General features: G+C 38.4%; 20 protein-coding genes. All 20 read left to right on the top strand.

The features are described 5' to 3' along the window. Window positions 1-5 precede the first annotated feature (5 nt). On the top strand, window positions 6-1,112 hold the full coding sequence (gene meaB, locus Cop2CBH44_RS08735; RefSeq protein ID WP_021930622.1) for a methylmalonyl Co-A mutase-associated GTPase MeaB: 1,107 nt from the start codon (window positions 6-8) through the stop codon (window positions 1,110-1,112). A gap of 309 nt (window positions 1,113-1,421) precedes the next feature. Further along, window positions 1,422-1,772 carry a hypothetical protein gene (locus Cop2CBH44_RS08730; RefSeq protein WP_200754656.1) on the top strand — a complete coding sequence of 117 codons (351 nt, stop codon included), beginning with the start codon at window positions 1,422-1,424 and terminating at the stop codon, window positions 1,770-1,772. A 116-nt stretch (window positions 1,773-1,888) separates the two neighbouring features. Then, on the top strand, window positions 1,889-2,239 hold the full coding sequence (locus Cop2CBH44_RS08725; RefSeq protein WP_021930624.1) for an NADH-quinone oxidoreductase subunit A: 351 nt from the start codon (window positions 1,889-1,891) through the stop codon (window positions 2,237-2,239). Further along, a complete protein-coding gene (locus Cop2CBH44_RS08720; RefSeq protein WP_021930625.1) occupies window positions 2,230-2,814 on the top strand; it encodes an NADH-quinone oxidoreductase subunit B in 585 nt (194 codons plus the stop codon). The genes Cop2CBH44_RS08725 and Cop2CBH44_RS08720 overlap by 10 nt, the downstream gene beginning before the upstream one ends. 20 nt (window positions 2,815-2,834) lie before the next feature. Beyond that, on the top strand, window positions 2,835-4,463 hold the full coding sequence (locus Cop2CBH44_RS08715) for an NADH-quinone oxidoreductase subunit D-related protein (protein ID WP_021930626.1): 1,629 nt from the start codon (window positions 2,835-2,837) through the stop codon (window positions 4,461-4,463). A 34-nt stretch (window positions 4,464-4,497) separates the two neighbouring features. Continuing rightward, a complete protein-coding gene (gene nuoH, locus Cop2CBH44_RS08710; protein ID WP_021930627.1) occupies window positions 4,498-5,574 on the top strand; it encodes an NADH-quinone oxidoreductase subunit NuoH in 1,077 nt (358 codons plus the stop codon). A gap of 51 nt (window positions 5,575-5,625) precedes the next feature. Then, window positions 5,626-7,137, top strand: a complete 1,512-nt coding sequence (gene atpD, locus Cop2CBH44_RS08705; protein ID WP_055096982.1) for a F0F1 ATP synthase subunit beta — start codon at window positions 5,626-5,628, stop codon at window positions 7,135-7,137. A gap of 8 nt (window positions 7,138-7,145) precedes the next feature. Further along, the gene (gene atpC, locus Cop2CBH44_RS08700; RefSeq protein WP_021930629.1) at window positions 7,146-7,379 is read left to right on the top strand and encodes an ATP synthase F1 subunit epsilon; all 234 of its coding nucleotides are present in this window, start codon (window positions 7,146-7,148) and stop codon (window positions 7,377-7,379) included. A 35-nt stretch (window positions 7,380-7,414) separates the two neighbouring features. Then, a complete protein-coding gene (atpB, locus tag Cop2CBH44_RS08695; RefSeq protein WP_021930630.1) occupies window positions 7,415-8,473 on the top strand; it encodes a F0F1 ATP synthase subunit A in 1,059 nt (352 codons plus the stop codon). A 31-nt stretch (window positions 8,474-8,504) separates the two neighbouring features. Continuing rightward, window positions 8,505-8,759, top strand: coding sequence for an ATP synthase F0 subunit C (gene atpE, locus Cop2CBH44_RS08690; protein WP_021930631.1), 255 nt, complete (start codon window positions 8,505-8,507; stop codon window positions 8,757-8,759). Between the two features lie 9 nt (window positions 8,760-8,768). Beyond that, window positions 8,769-9,266, top strand: coding sequence for a F0F1 ATP synthase subunit B (gene atpF / locus Cop2CBH44_RS08685; RefSeq protein WP_021930632.1), 498 nt, complete (start codon window positions 8,769-8,771; stop codon window positions 9,264-9,266). Between the two features lie 6 nt (window positions 9,267-9,272). Next, complete coding sequence (locus Cop2CBH44_RS08680; protein ID WP_021930633.1) at window positions 9,273-9,824, top strand: F0F1 ATP synthase subunit delta; 552 nt, start codon at window positions 9,273-9,275, stop codon at window positions 9,822-9,824. Further along, complete coding sequence (gene atpA, locus Cop2CBH44_RS08675; protein WP_021930634.1) at window positions 9,821-11,398, top strand: F0F1 ATP synthase subunit alpha; 1,578 nt, start codon at window positions 9,821-9,823, stop codon at window positions 11,396-11,398. The genes Cop2CBH44_RS08680 and atpA overlap by 4 nt, the downstream gene beginning before the upstream one ends. A gap of 6 nt (window positions 11,399-11,404) precedes the next feature. Then, window positions 11,405-12,280, top strand: coding sequence for an ATP synthase F1 subunit gamma (atpG, locus tag Cop2CBH44_RS08670; protein WP_021930635.1), 876 nt, complete (start codon window positions 11,405-11,407; stop codon window positions 12,278-12,280). 116 nt (window positions 12,281-12,396) lie between these two features. Further along, window positions 12,397-12,864, top strand: a complete 468-nt coding sequence (locus Cop2CBH44_RS08665; RefSeq protein ID WP_021930636.1) for a 4Fe-4S binding protein — start codon at window positions 12,397-12,399, stop codon at window positions 12,862-12,864. A 4-nt stretch (window positions 12,865-12,868) separates the two neighbouring features. After that, window positions 12,869-13,381: an NADH-quinone oxidoreductase subunit J family protein gene (locus tag Cop2CBH44_RS08660; RefSeq protein WP_021930637.1), complete on the top strand. Its 513-nt coding sequence runs from the start codon at window positions 12,869-12,871 to the stop codon at window positions 13,379-13,381. A gap of 5 nt (window positions 13,382-13,386) precedes the next feature. After that, entirely contained in the window at window positions 13,387-13,698 is a 312-nt protein-coding gene (gene nuoK / locus Cop2CBH44_RS08655; protein ID WP_021930638.1) for an NADH-quinone oxidoreductase subunit NuoK, read from the top strand. A 22-nt stretch (window positions 13,699-13,720) separates the two neighbouring features. After that, window positions 13,721-15,607, top strand: coding sequence for an NADH-quinone oxidoreductase subunit L (gene nuoL / locus Cop2CBH44_RS08650; RefSeq protein ID WP_200754655.1), 1,887 nt, complete (start codon window positions 13,721-13,723; stop codon window positions 15,605-15,607). A 36-nt stretch (window positions 15,608-15,643) separates the two neighbouring features. After that, a complete protein-coding gene (locus tag Cop2CBH44_RS08645; RefSeq protein ID WP_021930640.1) occupies window positions 15,644-17,131 on the top strand; it encodes a complex I subunit 4 family protein in 1,488 nt (495 codons plus the stop codon). 10 nt (window positions 17,132-17,141) lie between these two features. Beyond that, window positions 17,142-18,572, top strand: coding sequence for an NADH-quinone oxidoreductase subunit N (locus Cop2CBH44_RS08640; protein ID WP_021930641.1), 1,431 nt, complete (start codon window positions 17,142-17,144; stop codon window positions 18,570-18,572). The last annotated feature ends 70 nt before the right edge of the window (window positions 18,573-18,642 follow it).

The raw sequence follows: 18,642 nt of genomic DNA, 5'->3' as shown, positions 1-18,642 counted from the left end.
GTAATATGGAACATATTGAGAATGATAAGCAATATGCCGGATTGGCTGTTAATAAAGGAATTGAGCAACCTCCTACAGTCAATCCTTATTTGAAAAGAATACGAACGGTAAAACGTCGTCATTATACGTCTGACGAATATGTTGAAGGTATATTAAAGGGAGATATTTCTATATTAAGTCAGGCTGTTACTCTTGTCGAAAGTAATTTATATGAGCATCAGATATTAGCTCAGGAGGTTATAGCAAAATGTTTGCCTTATTCGGGACAATCTGTTCGCATTGGTATAACAGGAGTCCCTGGGGCGGGTAAAAGTACATCAATAGATGTGTTTGGACTTCATGTGTTAAAACAGGGACATAAGTTAGCTGTGCTTGCAATAGACCCGAGTAGTGAGCGTTCGAAGGGAAGTATATTAGGAGACAAAACCCGTATGGAGAAATTGTCTGTCCAGAATGATGTTTTTATTCGTCCTTCACCTTCGGCAGGTTCTTTAGGTGGAGTGGCTCGTAAGACCCGGGAAACCATTGTATTATGTGAAGCGGCAGGCTTTGATACGATATTTGTAGAAACGGTGGGAGTTGGACAGTCAGAGACGGCTGTTCATTCTATGGTAGATTTCTTTTTATTAATACAGTTGGCCGGAACGGGAGATGAATTGCAAGGAATAAAGAGAGGAATTATGGAAATGGCCGATGGTATCGTGATCAATAAGGCCGATGGGGATAATATAGAAAGAGCAAAATTGGCTCAGGCACAATTTAGAAATGCTTTGCATCTATTTCCTCCGACACTTTCTGGTTGGCAACCTCAAGTCTTGACTTATTCGGGATATTATGAAATAGGTATCTTTGAGGTTTGGAAAATGATTGATGATTATATCGATTTTGTTAAAAAGAATGGGTATTTTGAGCATAAACGTCAGGAACAGTCAAAATATTGGATGTTTGAGACTATAAACGAACGTTTGAAAGAGCATTTTTATCGGAATCCTGATATTGAAAAAATGTTATTTGATAAAGAGCAGAGAGTTCTGAAATCAGAAGAAAGTTCTTTTATCGCAGCCAAAGAAGTTTTGGACTATTATTTTTCTTTACTGTCGAAACAGAAGTGAATTTATGTGAAATAGAAGAGCCCGGAAATGTTATTTGTTTTTACTTTGATGAAAAAAAACATAAATTCAAGGCTTCTTTTGGAAAATTAATTTTCAAATAATTTGTGTGCCTTTTATTAATTGTGTTACTTTGACGTCGCATAGTGCGAATCCTCTTATTTTGTGTTCTGATTTTCTTTTTTGAGAATATTAAGGCTCGAATTAAGTGTGAGATTAAGTAATATTTTATAACTTTGGCGTGCTAACTAATTAACTATGAATTCTGTGTTTCGAATTTTCGTCATATTATTGTTTTGCTTGTCTTTCACAATGTTTCATTGTGTAAATACTTGGGCATACGAAGTAGACGAAGAGCAATATTTGGAAGCGGGTTTACAAGGTAGCCAGACAGAGGCTTCAGGTAAAAAGTTAATGGTTTTGTTAGGTTCTTTTGCAACATATTTATTAACTGTTGATAATATAAATATTCAACCGTCGGATACTGATAAGGAAATATCGGGCTCCGACGTTATTTTTTTCTCAGATAGAGAAAAATTTGATTTAAATATTTTTTATAACAGATACGCTAAAGTATCGTCTGCATATAGGCAAGTGCCCCTTTTTGCTCAGAGATATCAGAGCCATTACTATGTCTATGGCTTAAAAAAGATTGTGATCTGATGATATGATGAAGAGAGTAGTTTTTAGGTAAGAAAATATCCGTTTGAATCCTATTTATGATTACTCTTTCTTTTTAAGAAACAAACAATTAATAATTATATGTTATAACCTAAAATATGAATTCTGCATTATTTGTTGTTGTATTTATTACGGGGCTGGCTTTGGTAGCAGCAGCTTTGTGGATAGCCGGATTAATATCTCCACGTTCATTTAACCCGCAGAAAGGAGAGGCATATGAGTGCGGTATACCTACTCGGGGGACGTCTTGGATGCAATTTAAAGTCGGTTATTATTTGTTCGCCATTCTTTTTTTAATGTTCGATGTTGAAACTGTATTTTTGTTTCCATGGGCAGTTATTGTTAGAGATTTGGGAGTGAGCGGACTGATTAACATTTTATTTTTCATGGTAATCCTTGTATTGGGATTAGCTTATGCATGGAAGAAAGGAGCACTGGAATGGAAGTGAAAATTAAATCAATGAAGTATGAAGACTTCAAAGATAATGAGTATATTGAACAGCTTATTAAACAGCTTCAAGAGTCTGGCACAAATGTCGTGGTGGGATCTCTTGATGAACTTATCAATTGGGGGCGTTCTAATTCGCTTTGGCCTCTTACGTTTGCAACCAGCTGTTGCGGTATTGAGTTTATGTCGGTGGGGGCAGCCCGCTATGACATGGCCCGTTTCGGCTTTGAGGTAGCTCGTGCTTCTCCTCGTCAGGCTGATTTTATTATGGTGGCTGGAACTATTGTGCATAAAATGGCCCCAGTGCTTAAACGGTTGTATGACCAAATGGCTGAGCCTAAATATGTAATTGCAGTAGGGGGTTGTGCTGTGTCGGGTGGTCCTTTTAAGAACTCGTATCATGTACTTAAGGGGGTAGGTGAAATATTACCGGTAGATGTATATATTCCCGGTTGTCCTCCTCGTCCTGAAGCCTTACTTTATGGAATGATGCAATTGCAGCGTAAAGTGAAGGCTGAACGTTATTTCGGAGATGTAAACCGACAAGAAAAGAAGCCAAAAGAGTTAGATAAATAAAAAAATATCGAGTTCGATTCATGGGAAATATACAAGAAAAAATAGCCAGCTTTTTACCTGAAGCTGTTTTTGAAGAAGGACAATATCTTACAGTGACCGTTGCGCCACGCAAATGGCATGGTTTAGCTCGTTTTTTACATGATGATCCAGAATTACAATTTGATTATCTGGCATCCTTGATAGGTGTAGATTGGGGCGAAACGTTAGGTGTAGTTTATTACCTTAATTCTACAAAATATAATCATTGGGTTATCATAAAAACGGAAACTTCCGATAGGGAAAATCCTTTGTTATATAGTGTCTCTGACGTTTGGGAAAGTGCTAATCTGAATGAGAGGGAAGTGTATGATTTTTATGGTATCCGTTTTATAAATCATCCCGATATGCGCCGTCTTTTCTTGAGAGAAGATTGGGTAGGATATCCTTTCCGTAAAGATTATGACGCTAATCCCGATATAAATCCTATTCCGGTTTCTAATGAAGAGGCAAATGATAAGACTGTTGTTCTTGAAGAAACAGAAGACGGTACAATTATAGAGAAAGAGAAAGTTCTTTTTGAGAAAGATGAATATGTGGTGAATATAGGTCCGCAACATCCTGCTACTCATGGAGTTCTGCGTTTCAAAACATCATTGAATGGAGAAAATATAAAGAAGATTGATGTTCATTGTGGATATGTGCATCGCGGTATTGAAAAGTTGTGGGAAAGCATGACCTATCCACAGACATTGCACATGACCGACCGTTTAGATTATTTATCAGCTCATAATAATCGACATGCATTGTGCCTTTGTATTGAGAAGGGGTTGCAACTTGAGGTCCCGGAACGTGCTGTTTATATTCGTACGATGATGGATGAGCTGATGCGTATATCTTCTCATTTACTCTTCTTTGCAACTATGTGTATGGACTTGGGAGGGTTGACTGCGTTTTTCTATGGATTCAGAGATCGGGAGAAGATTTTGGATATTTTTGAAGAAACTTGTGGGGCGCGTATGACTATGAACTATAATGTGATAGGTGGAGTTATGGCCGATATACATCCGGACTTTCAACGCAAAGTAAAAGAGTTTATAGCTTATATGCCCGATAAGTTGAAGGAATATCATCAAATATTTACGGGGAATGTCATAGCACAGCAGCGTATGAAGGGGGTAGGGATACTTTCTTATGAAGATGCTATCAATTTTGATGTTACCGGACCGTCAGGTCGAGGTTCAGGATGGGCATGTGATGTACGTAAACGTACTCCTTATGCAGCTTATGATAAAGTCCAGTTTAAGGAAGTATTACGCACAGAAGGAGATACCTTTGCACGTTATATGGTTCGTATGGATGAAATTAAAGAATCATTATATATTCTTGAGCAGCTGGTAGATAATATCCCAGCAGGAGATTATGCTGTTAAGACCAAGCCTGTAATTAAAGTTCCTGAAGGTCGATATTTCCAGCAAGTAGAAGCTGCTCGTGGAGCTTTTGGAGTTTATCTTGAAAGTCGGGGCGATAAGTTCCCATACCGATTAAAAGTCACGTCTCCGGGATTAACTTTGGTGGGAGCTGTAGACCATTTGACAAGAGGTGCAAAAATTGCCGACTTGATAGCTATTGGAGCCTCTTTAGATTATGTAGTACCCGATATTGATAGATAATTGTAGTTACAAACCAATATAATTGAAATATATCATGTTCGATTTTTCTGTAATCACTCATTGGATAGATAATCTGTTGCGGTCGTGGATGCCTGAGAACGCAGCTCTTTTTGTCGAATTTGTACTGGTGGGTGTCGTTTTATTATTGACTTATGCAGTTATAGCTTTGGCGTTGATTTATATAGAACGTAAAGTGTGTGCCTTTTTCCAGTGTCGTCTTGGACCGAATCGCGTAGGACCTTATGGGCTTTTGCAGAGTGTTGCCGATATGTTTAAGATGTTGATAAAAGAGCTTATTGAAATCAAACATACTGATAAATTCCTTTTTAATTTAGCTCCCTATATTGTTATTGTGTCGTCAATGTTGGCATTTGGATGTTTACCTTTTGGCAGAGGTCTTATAGCTATCGATTTTAATATTGGGATATTCTTTATTATGGCTGTTTCTTCGATTGGTGTATTAGGAATTTTACTCGCAGGGTGGGCAAGTAACAATAAATTTACATTGATTGGAGCAATGCGAAGTGGTTCTCAGATGATTAGTTATGAATTGTCTATCGGACTTTCATTTTTAACAATGGTTGTATTTGCAGGAACTATGCAGACCTCAGGAATTGTAGAAGCTCAAAGTTCTGGATGGTTTATTTTCCGGGGGCATATTCCTGCTATAATAGCTTTCTTGATATATCTTGTAGCAGGTACAGCAGAGACGAATCGTGGTCCGTTTGACTTACCTGAGGCTGAGTCAGAGTTGACTGCAGGTTATCATACCGAATATTCTGGTATTCATTTTGGCTTTTTTTATTTGGCAGAATATTTGAATCTTTTTATTGTTTCAGGTATTGCTACCTTATTATTTTTAGGAGGGTGGATGCCTTTTCATATAGGAGGCTGGGAAGGTTTTAACCAGATTATGGATTATATACCTTCTGTAATTTGGTTTTTTGGTAAAGTATTTGTGGTAATGTTTATTATTATGTGGTTCAAATGGACATTCCCCCGTTTACGAATAGACCAATTGCTTCGTCTCGAATGGAAATATTTGGTACCCATTAGTCTTGTCAATTTGTTGTTGATGGTATTAGTGGTTATTTTCAAATTGCATTTTTAAACCGATAACGGTTTGTCATCATATAGTATAAACAGTTTTAAACGATAAATTATGACGGATAAATTTGGATATATAACTCAGGTTATCGGTCCTGTTGTCGATGTGATTTTCGAAGGTGAGGGTAATGAATTGCCCCCGATTTATGCTGCATTGAAAATTGAGCGAGGCAATGGAACAGATCTTATCGTTGAAGTAGAACAGCACATTGGTGAAAATACCGTACGATGTGTGGCTATGGATACAACAGATGGTTTGAGAAGAGGCATGAAGGTAATAGACTTACAACGTTCGTTAGCTATGCCTACAGGTACACAAATTAAGGGTCGTCTGATGAATGTTATTGGTGATGCTATCGATCATCTGCCTGCATTAGATTATAGTAATGTACAATCTATTCATCGTCCTTCACCTAAGTTTGAGGATCTATCTATTAACACAGAATTCTTATTCACAGGTATTAAAGTAATCGATTTGCTGGAGCCTTATTCTAAAGGTGGTAAAATTGGATTATTTGGTGGCGCGGGCGTAGGCAAAACTGTGTTGATTATGGAAATGATCAATAATATAGCCAAAGGTCATAATGGATTTTCTGTTTTTGCCGGAGTGGGAGAGCGTACTCGTGAAGGTAATGACCTGTTACGTGAAATGATTGAATCTGGCGTTATCAATTATGGTGACGAATTTAAGAAAGAAATGGATGAAGGAAAGTGGGATCTTAGTAAAGTTGACATGGAAAAACTAAGTACCTCACAGGCAACTTTAGTCTTTGGTCAGATGAATGAACCTCCTGGAGCTCGTTTGCGTGTTGCTCTTTCTGGGTTGACTGTTGCCGAGCAATTCCGTGATTCGAATGAAGGTGGTAAGGAGATATTATTCTTTATCGATAATATATTCCGTTTTACGCAGGCTGGTTCAGAAGTGTCTGCACTTTTAGGTCGTATGCCTTCAGCTGTAGGTTATCAGCCTACATTGGCTTCGGAGATGGGTGCATTACAAGAACGTATTACTTCTACTAAGTATGGTTCTATTACTTCTGTTCAGGCGATTTATGTGCCGGCTGATGACTTGACCGACCCTGCTCCTGCAACGACATTTAGCTTCTTGGATGCGACGACTGTACTTAGTCGAAAGATTGCAGAGCTGGGTATTTATCCGGCTGTAGATCCGTTGGAATCTACCTCACGTATTCTTGATCCTCTGATTATTGGTGAAGACCATTATAATACAGCTCAGGCAGTAAAACAATTACTTCAGCATTATAATGAGTTGCAGGATATTATTGCGATTCTAGGAGTTGATGAATTGTCTGATGAAGATAAATTAGTTGTAGCTCGTGCTCGTAGAGCACAACGCTTTTTGTCACAACCATTCCATGTGGCAGAACAATTTACTGGTATACCGGGAGTTATGGTACCATTGGAAGAGACCATCCGTGGGTTCAAGATGATTTTGAGTGGAGAAATGGATGGTTACCCAGAACAGGCATTTATGAATGTCGGTACGATAGATGAAGCTATCGCCAAAGGAGAAAAGATGATGCAGCAAGCTAAGGAAAATAAATAATAAGAGCTATGAATCTAGAAATTATTTCTTCAGAAAAAGTTCTATTTAGAGGGGAAGCTAAAAGGGTTACGATGCCAGGAGCGTTAGGGTCTTTTACAGTTCTTGACGACCATGCTTCGTTAATGTCTACTCTGACAACAGGAGTTGTGGAATATGAAACTGAAGGAGAAGTAAAAACTATGCCTATTGAGGGAGGATTCGTAGATGTGAATAATAATCGTGTAGCAATATGCATTCAGTAGCTTGGATTATCAGGTAATGACCAAAAAGGAATGAGATGAAAAAGTTAATAATTTGTTGTATTGGGATACTCTTTTTTATTGTAGGTACGACATTTACCGCTGTTGCAAGTGAAGAGGAGAAGCCGTTTGATGCCAAGGAAGCAATTTTTGAACACTTACTTGACAATTACGGATGGGAAGTCCCTTTCTCTCATAGCACACGTATACCGTTACCGGTAATTATTCGAGACAATGAAGGAAGCTGGCATGTTTTCAGCTCTAAGAAGTTAGAACATGGAGGTAATTATAATGGTTTCTACATTGCTTCAGAAGGAGATAATAAGGGGAAAATAGAAAGTCTTGATGCTGATGGTAATAAATATCGTCCTTTGGATATCTCTATCACAAAGAATGTATTTGCTTTGTTAATAGCAGCATTGGTGGTTTGTATATGTATTTTTCCTTTAGCTCGGTTTTATAGGAGAAACAAATTTAAAGCTCCTCGTAAGGGATTGGGTGCTATCGAGTTTGTTATAGATATGGTCTATAGTGATGTGATACGCCCTATATTAGGTGTTGAAGCCCGGCGTTTTGCTCCTTATTTATTAACTTTGTTTTTCTTTATTCTGGCGATTAATATTTTGGGGATGATTGTAGTGTTCCCTGGAGGAGCGAATCTGTCAGGAAATATTTCGATAACTTTAGTTTTGGCATTATGTACTTTCCTTGTTGTTAACTTTATGGGTACGAAGCATTATTGGAAAGATTTATTTTGGCCGGAAGTCCCTATGTGGATGAAATGTCCGGTTCCGATTATGCCAGTTATTGAGGTTTTTGGGGCGATTACAAAGCCTGTGGCTCTTATGATTCGTCTTTTTGCAAATATGTTGGGAGGCCATCTTATAGTTTTGGTGCTTATTTCCCTTATATTTATTTTTGGGACAATGGGAGCAGCAGTTTTGGCAGGAACAACCGTCTTATCAGTGTTGTTTTCTGTGTTTATGAATCTGTTGCATTTTCTGATATGTTTTATTCAGGCTTATGTATTTACAATGCTTTCAGCGCTCTTTATAAGTTTGGCAAGAGTGAAGGGAGAAAAAGAGATAAAAGAATAAAATTGATGTGTAACTTAAAAAAACAAACACTATGTTAGGAATGATTTTATTACAGGCAGCAGCCGGTGCAGGTTTGGCAAAAATCGGGGCATGTATAGGTGCAGGTATCGTAGCAATTGGTGCAGGTATAGGTATCGGTAAAATCGGATCTTCAGCGATGGAGTCAATTGCTCGTCAACCAGAGTCTACTAATGACATCAGAACCAATATGATTGTGATTGCAGCTCTTGTGGAAGGTGTAGCGTTGTTTGCTATAATTGTTTGTCTGTTGGCTATTTTCTTATAATAAGCAACCATGGAACTGTTTAAGCCTGAATTTGGGTTGGTTTTTTGGATGTTTTTTGTCTTTGTGGTATTATTTGCCATACTGGCTAAATATGCATGGCCTTTTATTATCCGTAATATTGATGAACGTGCGGAATTTATAGATAAAGGGGTTGCTTATTCTCAGGAGGCAAAAATGCAACTGGATCATGCAACTGAAAATGCCCAAGCCCTTTTGGCTGATGCGCATAAACAGCAAATGGAAATTCTTAGGGAAGCTGCTCAGATGAAATCTCAAATTGTTGAAGAAGCTAAGAAGGCAGCCTCAGAAGAAGCTAAAAAAGTAATGGATGCCGCAGCCGTGTCGATAGAGCAGGCTCGGAAAGAGTCTGAGCAGCAATTCCGTAATGAAGTTAGTGCTTTTGCATTACAAATTGCGGAAAAGCTGATGCGTAAAGAGTTGTCGAATGACAAAACTCAGCTTGAGATGATCGACAAACTATTGAATGATATAGAGACTAAAAACTAAAATGACATGAACGAAGGATTAGTTTCACGCAGATATGCTAAGGCTTTGCTTAAATATGCACAAGACCAGCATTCTGCCGATCAGATTTATGAAAAGATGAAAGTCCTTGAAGTGAATTTTCTGTCTCATCCAGAATTGGAAAAATCGCTTCAGAATCCTGTGCTTTCTGCTCGGGATAAAGAGGCTCTTCTCTCAGCTGCCGTCGGTGATGCTGCAGGAGAAGAGTTCCTTCGCTTCATTCGTTTAGTAATCAAAAACCGACGCGAATCTTTTATGCGCTCTATCGGACTGATGTATCAGAAGTTATATCGGGAATTGAATAATATATCTTTGGCTCAGATAATTACTGCCATTCCAGTGGCAGGTGAAATTCTGGATAAGATAAAACAATTAGTATCTCAGAAAGCCGATCAAACAGTAGAGTTTACCTATCGGGTGGACCCTTCTATTATTGGAGGCTTTGTACTTAAAATCGATTCGATGCAACTCGATGCTTCAGTAAATAAAGAGTTAAAATTATTGCGTTTAAAATTACTGAACAGCAAGAAAAGATTATGATAAAACCTAACGAAATATCTGATATATTAAAACAACAGCTTGAGGAAGTAGACACTAAAGTCAATTTCGAAGAAGTGGGTACCGTGTTAGGGGTCGGTGACGGTGTTGCACACGTCTTTGGTCTCGATAATGTACAAGCCAGTGAGCTTCTCGAATTTGAAAATGGTGTGAGAGGTGTTGCAATGAACCTTGAGGAGAGTAATGTTGGAGTTATTTTATTGAGCTCTTCAGATAAGGTGAAAGAGAATATGAGTGTACGCCGTACCGGAACTATTGCGTCTATACCTGTGGGGGAAGGACTTATTGGTCGTGTTATTAATACGTTGGGGGATCCTATCGATGGAGCCGGACCATTAGGAGGAAATATGATTCCTTTACCGCTCGATCGTAAAGCTCCTGGTGTAATTTTTCGTCAGCCGGTAAATCAACCTTTACAGACTGGTATCAAGGCTGTAGATTCTATGGTGCCTATAGGGCGGGGACAACGGGAGTTGATTATTGGTGACCGTCAGATAGGTAAGACGTCTATAGCAATTGATACAATTATCAATCAGCGTAAGAATTTTTTGGCAGGTGACCCTGTATATTGTATATATGTAGCAATTGGCCAGAAAGCTTCATCGGTGGCTACTTTAGTAAATACTTTGCGTGAACATGGAGCTTTGGATTACACTATTGTTTTAGCTGCTAATGCTTCAGATTCGGCAGCGATGCGTTATTATGCTCCGTTTGCAGGTGCTGCTATTGGCGAGTATTTTCGGGATAGTGGTCGCCATGCATTGGTGGTATATGATGATTTGTCAAAACAGGCTGTAGCTTATCGTGAAATTTCCTTAATTTTACGTCGTCCATCAGGTCGTGAAGCATATCCGGGTGATATTTTCTATTTGCATTCCCGTTTATTGGAGCGTGCAGCAAAAATTATAGATAATGATGAAGTTGCCTCTACAATGAATGACCTCCCTGACGAATTGAAGCCTATGGTTAAAGGTGGAGGTTCATTGACTGCTTTACCTATTATTGAGACTCAGGCAGGGGATGTTTCGGCATATATTCCAACCAATGTAATATCAATTACTGATGGTCAGATATTTCTTGAAACAGGATTATTCAATGAGGGTACACGTCCGGCAATTAATGTGGGTATTTCTGTGTCTCGTGTGGGAGGTAATGCTCAATTAAAAGCAATGAAAAAGATTGCTGGTACATTGAAAATTGATCAGGCCCAATATCGAGAGTTAGAGTCATTTACTAAGTTTGGTGGTGACTTGGATCCCGTGACTGCAATGGTGATTGACAAAGGTCGTAAAAATGCTAAAGTTTTGGTACAGCCTCAATATTCACCTATGGCAGTTGAGGATGAGATGGCAATTATTTATTGTGGGACAAAGGGATTGTTACAACAAGTACCTTTGGATAAAGTTGCTGAGTTTGAGAAATTATTTTTACAAATGCTAAAATCCAAATATCAGAAAGAAGTCTTGGATGAATTAAAGGCCGGTCATCTTGATGATAAAGTAGAAGCTCTATTAAAAGAAGTAGCAGCAGATGTAGCAAACAGATTTAAGGCTTAATGAATTATGGCATCAATGCGCGAATTGAAGGGAAGAATCGGATCTGTTAACTCTTCCCAAAAGATTACCGGTGCGATGAAAATGATTTCATCAGCTAAGTTGCGGAAAGTCCAATCGGCTTTAGAGCATCTTATGCCTTTCCGCAACCAGTTGCAGAACACCATAAATAATTTGCTGGGGGCCGATAGTGAATATCAATCGCCATTGACCGAGCAACGCCCGGTTCACCGTGTTGCATTTGTCGTATTCGGGTCGGATGAAGGTTTATGTGGAGCTTTTAATGTATCGTTGTTCAAGTTTTTATTAGAAGCAATAAACCGTACAAATAATGAGTTGGGAACTAAAACTGAGTATATTGTTTATCCTGTAGGTAAGAAAATACTATCATCGGTTTCCAAGATGAAGGATGTTGAGATTGCTGATGTTTCTTATCTCAATTCAAAGAGTGGAGCAGATGCAGTGAAGCGTCTGACCGATGAGCTGACCAATCGTTTTTTGTCTCATGAAATCGACAGGGTAGAGTTGTTATATTTTCATTTTAAAAGCATTGGTTCTCAAGCATTGGATTCGAGAATATTATTACCTGTAAGTGTTGCCGATTTGGCGGGTGGAGAACTTCTCTCTCATGCAAAACCATATATTTATGAGCCTGATAGTGAAACAATTTTTCGAACGGTGATTCCTCTTTATGTAAGGTCCAATTTGCATGAAACTTGGTTGGAAAGTCGGACTTCAGAGCAGGCTGCACGTATAATGGCAATGCAGATGGCAAATGATAATGCAAAAAAGTTGCTTGACAGCTTACAATTAGAATATAATAAATTAAGACAGCAAAACATTACAGCTGAGCTGCTTGATATATTGGGCGGATCGGTCCAGTAAAAAGAATCTTCATGATAAAAGAGGGCTTCCGGAGCCGGAAGCTCTTTGTCATGAATTTGAAAGTAGAAAATAATTTAATATTCATCATAAATATAGATAGTATCAAATAACAATTTATGGAAAGTTTTAAAAATTACTTTGTCTCTTTCTGGAAAGGCTTGTGGAGCCTGTTGGTGGGCATGAAAGTGACAGGGACTGAATTTGTCACAAAAAAAGTGACAGAACAGTATCCCGAAAATCGGGCGACGTTAAAAGTTGCCGACCGGTTCCGAGGCGAACTCAAACTGGTATATGAAAATGGCGAACATAAATGTGTAGCTTGTGGAATTTGCCAGATGAATTGTCCTAACGGTACCATCCAAGTGATTGCCAACAAGGTGACTACAGAAGACGGTAAAACAAAACGTGTGTTGGATAAGTATATGTATGACTTAGGTAGTTGTACTTTTTGTCAACTTTGTGTGGTAACGTGTCCGCATGATGCTTTGGAGTTCGATAATGCATTCGAACATGCCGTGTTTACTCGGGAGAAATTAGTGAAACAACTCAATCATGCTACAGATAAATCTGTAGAAAATAAATAGTATTATGGAACAAGTAGCTAATCAAGTAATCTTTTATTTACTTTCGGCGGCAATAATTATATTTTCCGTACTAACGGTAACGACGCGTCGTATTTTGCGGGCCGCCACATTCCTCCTCTTTGTTTTATTTGCAACAGCCGGGTTATATTTCCAACTTGATTATCATTTTCTGGGTGCTGTTCAGTTAGCTGTATATGCAGGAGGTATCGTCGTATTATTTGTATTCTCTATATTATTAACAAGTGGTCCGGGCGAAAAATCTGAACGCCTTACCAATAAGAAAAGAGCATGGGGGCTTATAGCTTCAATTTCTGGAGCGGCTTTATGTCTATATGCCTTACTTACACATGTATTTCCGGTATCACAGTTTCAAAACGGTGGAGCTCTTGATATGAAGCAAGTAGGGCATACGCTTATGGGAATGGAAAAATATCAATATATTCTTCCTTTTGAGGCGCTTAGTGTGTTGTTATTGGCTTGTATAATCGGTGGCATCATGATTGCCCGTAAAAGATAAAAAGTATGGAAATACCTATGATTTATTATTTGGTAGTAAGTGCCATTATGTTTTTTGCCGGAGTATATGGATTTGTGACTCGTCGTAATCTGCTGGCAGTACTTATTTCTTTGGAATTGATGCTGAATGCTGTAGATATTAATTTTGTGGTGTTCAATCGTTATCTTTTCCCGGGTCAGCTTGAAGGGTTTATGTTTACGTTATTCGCTATCGGTATAGCAGCTGCAGAAACTGCTGTCGCTATTGCGATTATTATAAATATTTACCGGAGCATACACAATGTGCAGGCAAAGAACCTCGACGATATGAAATATTGATTATTGCTTTAAACAACAAACTATGGAATATTCTTTGATTATACTCTTATTGCCGATGGTCATGTTTCTTGTACTTGGCTTGTTCGGACATAAAATGTCGCACCGTGTAGCTGGTCTTTTAGGGACTACAGGGTTGGCCGTTATTACGGCATTGGCTTATACGGTAGCTGTACAATATTTTTCGATGCCGCGAATTGATGGTAAATTTACAACGTTAATTCCAGTGAATTTTGAGTGGTTGCGATTTACTGATGCATTACATATTGATCTCGGCATCCTTTTAGACCCGATTTCAGTGATGATGCTTGTTGTCATTACGACAGTATCTCTTATGGTTCATATTTATAGTATGGGCTACATGCATGGAGAAGTAGGTTTTCAACGTTATTTTGCATTTTTGTCGCTATTTAGTTTTTCAATGTTAGGATTGGTTGTCGCTACCAATATTTTCCAGATGTATATTTTTTGGGAGCTGGTGGGTGCATCATCCTATTTGCTTATCGGGTTCTATTATACAAAGCCTTCAGCTGTGTCAGCTTCGAAAAAGGCATTTATTGTGACTCGTTTTGCCGATTTAGGATTCTTGATAGGAATTCTTATTTTGTCTTATTTTGCACAAACTTTCGATTTCAATACGCTTACCACGGGAAATGCTTTGAGTTCAATGGCTGGTAAGACGTTTATGGGGTTGTCTGTTGGGGTTTGGGCTATGTCTCTTATATTTATGGGAGGTGCTGGGAAATCTGCTATGTTCCCATTACATATTTGGTTGCCTGATGCAATGGAAGGGCCTACTCCAGTATCGGCTCTTATACATGCTGCTACTATGGTGGTCGCAGGTGTTTATTTGGTGGCTCGATTGTTCCCAGTATATTGCCAAGTACCGGAAGTCTTGGATTTAATAACTTATGTGGGAGCGTTTACTGCATTGTATGCAGCTGTAGTTGCTTGTGTACAAACTGATATTAAAAGAGTGTTGGCTTTTTCTACGATTTCTCAGATTGCATTTATGATGGTAGCGTTAGGTGTCGCAAGTGCTGACCACGGGTTAGGATATATGGCTTCAATGTTCCATCTATTTACACATGCAATGTTCAAAGCTCTATTATTCTTGGGTGCTGGAGCTATTATCCATGCAGTGCATTCGAATGAAATGTCTCATATGGGTGGACTTCGTAAATATATGCCTGTGACACATATAACATTCTTGATCGCTTGTTTGGCTATTGCAGGTATACCTCCGTTTTCAGGTTTTTTTAGTAAAGATGAAATTCTTGCTGCAACATTCCAGAAAAGTACATTTTTGGGTATTTGGATGACGGTAGTTGCTGGCCTCACTGCATTTTATATGTTTAGGCTGTATTATAATATATTTTGGGGGAAAGAAGCTAATCATGAGCATACACCTCATGAAGCTCCGAAGTCAATGTATTTCCCTCTGATTTTTTTGGCTTTGGTAACTTGTTTGGCAGGATTTATTCCTTTTGGGGAGTTCGTAACAAGCGATGGGCTACCATACCATATACATATTGAGATGTCTGTTGCTGTTACTAGTGTCATTGTTGCCCTTATTGGTATAGCGATTGCAACATGGTTGTATAAGGATCCGAACAATAAGCCTGATCGTATGGCTACTGCCATGAGTGGTTTGTATAAATGGGCTTATCATCGTTTTTATATTGATGAAGTATACCAGTTTATTACTCATAAGATTATTTTTAACGGCATTTGTACGCCAATTGCATGGTTTGACCGCCACGTGGTTGACGGAACAATGAATATGTTTGCATGGTTGACTCAGACTGTTTCTTACAAGATTCGAGGTTTACAGTCAGGACAATTGCAGTCTTATGCATGGATATTCTTAATGGGAGCTTTGGTAATTGCATTACTGGTAATTTGCTTATAAATACAATTGGTTGCAAGATATTAAAATAAAGTAATTATGAATTTTTTATCATTATTTGTGCTTATACCCCTGTTGATGATGGTCGGATTGGCTTTGTCAAAAGGGATGAAACAGATACGGTGGGTAGCTGTTGTAGGCTCCTCCATTCAGTTATTACTGGCAATAAGCTTGGTTTTTCTTTATTTGCAGGAACGAGCTTCTGGTAATACTGCAGAGATGTTATTTACTGCAAGTTCTATGTGGTATGCTCCACTAAATATTCATTATGCTGTGGGAGTGGATGGAGTATCCGTTGCAATGCTTTTGTTGTCGGCAATAATTGTTTTTGCAGGGGTTTTTGCCTCGTGGAAAATATCCCCGTTGCCTAAAGAATTTTTCCTTTGGTTGATTCTTTTGTCAATTGGAGTATTTGGATTCTTTATTTCTATCGACCTTTTTACCATGTTTATGTTCTATGAGGTCGCTCTTATCCCGATGTATTTGTTGATTGGAGTTTGGGGGAGTGGAAATAAAAATTATTCGGCGATGAAATTGACATTAATGTTGATGGGTGGTTCAGCTTTCCTATTAGTCGGAATTTTAGGAATCTATTTCCATTCTTCAGCTGATGGACATTTTACAATGAATATTCTTGAAATAGCAAAGAACCATGCTATTCCGATGAGTGCTCAATATCTGTTTTTCCCTCTTACTTTTGTCGGATTTGGAGTTTTAGGAGCTATGTTCCCATTCCATACATGGTCTCCTGATGGTCATGCATCGGCTCCGACCGCAGTGTCTATGCTACATGCTGGAGTGTTAATGAAACTTGGAGGGTATGGATGCTTTCGAGTAGCTATCTATTTGATGCCAGAAGCTGCGAATGAATTGGCTTGGATTTTCCTTATTTTGACCGGTATTAGCGTCGTTTATGGGGCATTCAGTGCTTGTGTACAGAAAGACTTAAAATACATTAATGCTTATTCATCTGTAAGTCACTGTGGTTTAGTTTTATTTGCTATATTGATGCTAAATACTACGGCAATGACGGGAGCGGTTTTGCAAATGTTGTCACACGGTTTAATGACAGCTTTGTTCTTTGCCCTTATTGGTATGATATACGGCCGTACGCATACTCGTGATATTCGTGAGATGGGAGGATTGATGAAAATTATGCCGTTTTTGTCTGTATGTTATGTGATTGCTGGTTTTGCTTCATTAGGGCTTCCGGGATTAAGTGGATTTATTGCCGAAATGACAGTATTTGTTGGCTCATTCCAGCATACAGATACTTTCCATCGCGTATTTACGATTGTAGCTTGTACTTCGATTGTAATTACAGCGGTATATATACTACGAGTAGTAGGAAAGTTGCTGTATGGACCTGTACAGAACGAAGCACATCGTCAGTTGACAGATGCTTCTTGGTTTGAACGTCTTTCAGCAATAACACTGATTGCTGCAGTTGCAGGATTGGGGATGATGCCGTCGTGGGTATCCGATATGATTAGCCAAAGTATAAACACGATTATTGAACGCTTATAATATATAGAGTATGGATTATTCAAATTTCTTATTGATGCGCGGGGAGCTGTCGTTGATAGCGGTTATTGTGCTGCTGTTTTTTTACGATACATTCGGCTCAAAGAAAAGCCAAAAACTTTTTTCCGTGACAGCTTGTGTCTTATTGGCTGCGCAGACTATTTTTAATATAATACCTTCCGTGTCAGATTCATCTTTTGCTGGAATGTATCAGATATCTCCTATTATTTCGATTGTAAAAACCATACTCAATATAGGTACATTATTGGTATTTATCCAATCGATTGCGTGGACCAAGCTGGAACATGTCGTTGTGCGTAGAGGTGAATTTTATATATTGACCCTGATGACACTATTAGGAATGTACTTGATGATTTCGTCAGGGAATTTCCTTTTATTCTTTGTTGGGCTTGAGACAGCTTCTCTTCCTATTGCTACATTGGTCGCAATGGAAAAGTTCCGTCATGACTCTTATGAGGCTGCAGCAAAATATGTATTTATAGCTGTGTTCTCTTCAGCTCTTATGTTATTGGGACTTTCTTATGTTTATGGGGTTACTGGAACATTATATTTTGAAGATATTGCAGCTCGGATAGGAGATACTCCATTGGCAATGGTAGGATTGGTATTCTTTTTGGCTGGTATGGGATTCAAAATTTCTTTGGTTCCATTTCATCTTTGGACAGCAGATGTATATGAAGGTGCACCGACACAGGTTACATCCTATTTGTCAGTCATATCAAAAGGTGCGGCAGTATTTGCTTTAGCATTGGTTTTGTTTAAGGTATTTCCTGCAGTAGAGTCTGTGTGGCAACCTATTTTATATGGTCTGATAATAGCGACTATTACGATTGGTAACCTATTTGCTATTCGTCAGAAAAATCTAAAACGTTTTTTAGCTTTTTCTTCTATCTCTCAGGCCGGTTATATCATGTTAGGTATCATTGCTGGTAGTGCAGCTGGTATGGGATCTTTGGTATATTATGTATTGGTATATATATTTTCTAATTTGGCGGCTTTCGGAGTTATTTCTGCAATAGAAAATAAAACAGATAGAGTATCTATGGACGATTATAATGGGCTTTATCGGACTAATCCGAAATTGAGTTTGGCTATGATGTTAGCAATGTTTTCTTTAGCGGGTATTCCTCCTTTTGCCGGATTTTTTAGTAAATTCTTTATTTTTGCTGCTGCTGCTGAACAAGGATTTTATATTTTAGTATTGATAGCCCTCATTAATACAATCATTTCGTTGTATTATTATTTGTTAGTTGTTAAGGCGATGTTTATACATCAAGATGATTGTGTAATTCCTTCTTTTCAGTCTTCCGGAGCTTTGAGATTGAGTATCTCAGTTTGTGTATTAGGTATTGTACTGTTAGGAATTATTAGTGTTATCTATACCCAGATATATCAGGTAAGTTTTGGCGTTTTTGGTTTATAATTAGATGATTTTGAGAGAATTTTTTAAATAAATATTTTTTGTTGACGACGTGTCGGATATCCGGTACGTC

It is taken from the genome of Coprobacter secundus subsp. similis, assembly GCF_015097275.1.
GTDB classification, from domain to species: Bacteria; Bacteroidota; Bacteroidia; order Bacteroidales; family Coprobacteraceae; genus Coprobacter; species Coprobacter secundus.
This window is presented reverse-complemented; position numbering and strand designations above follow the sequence as displayed.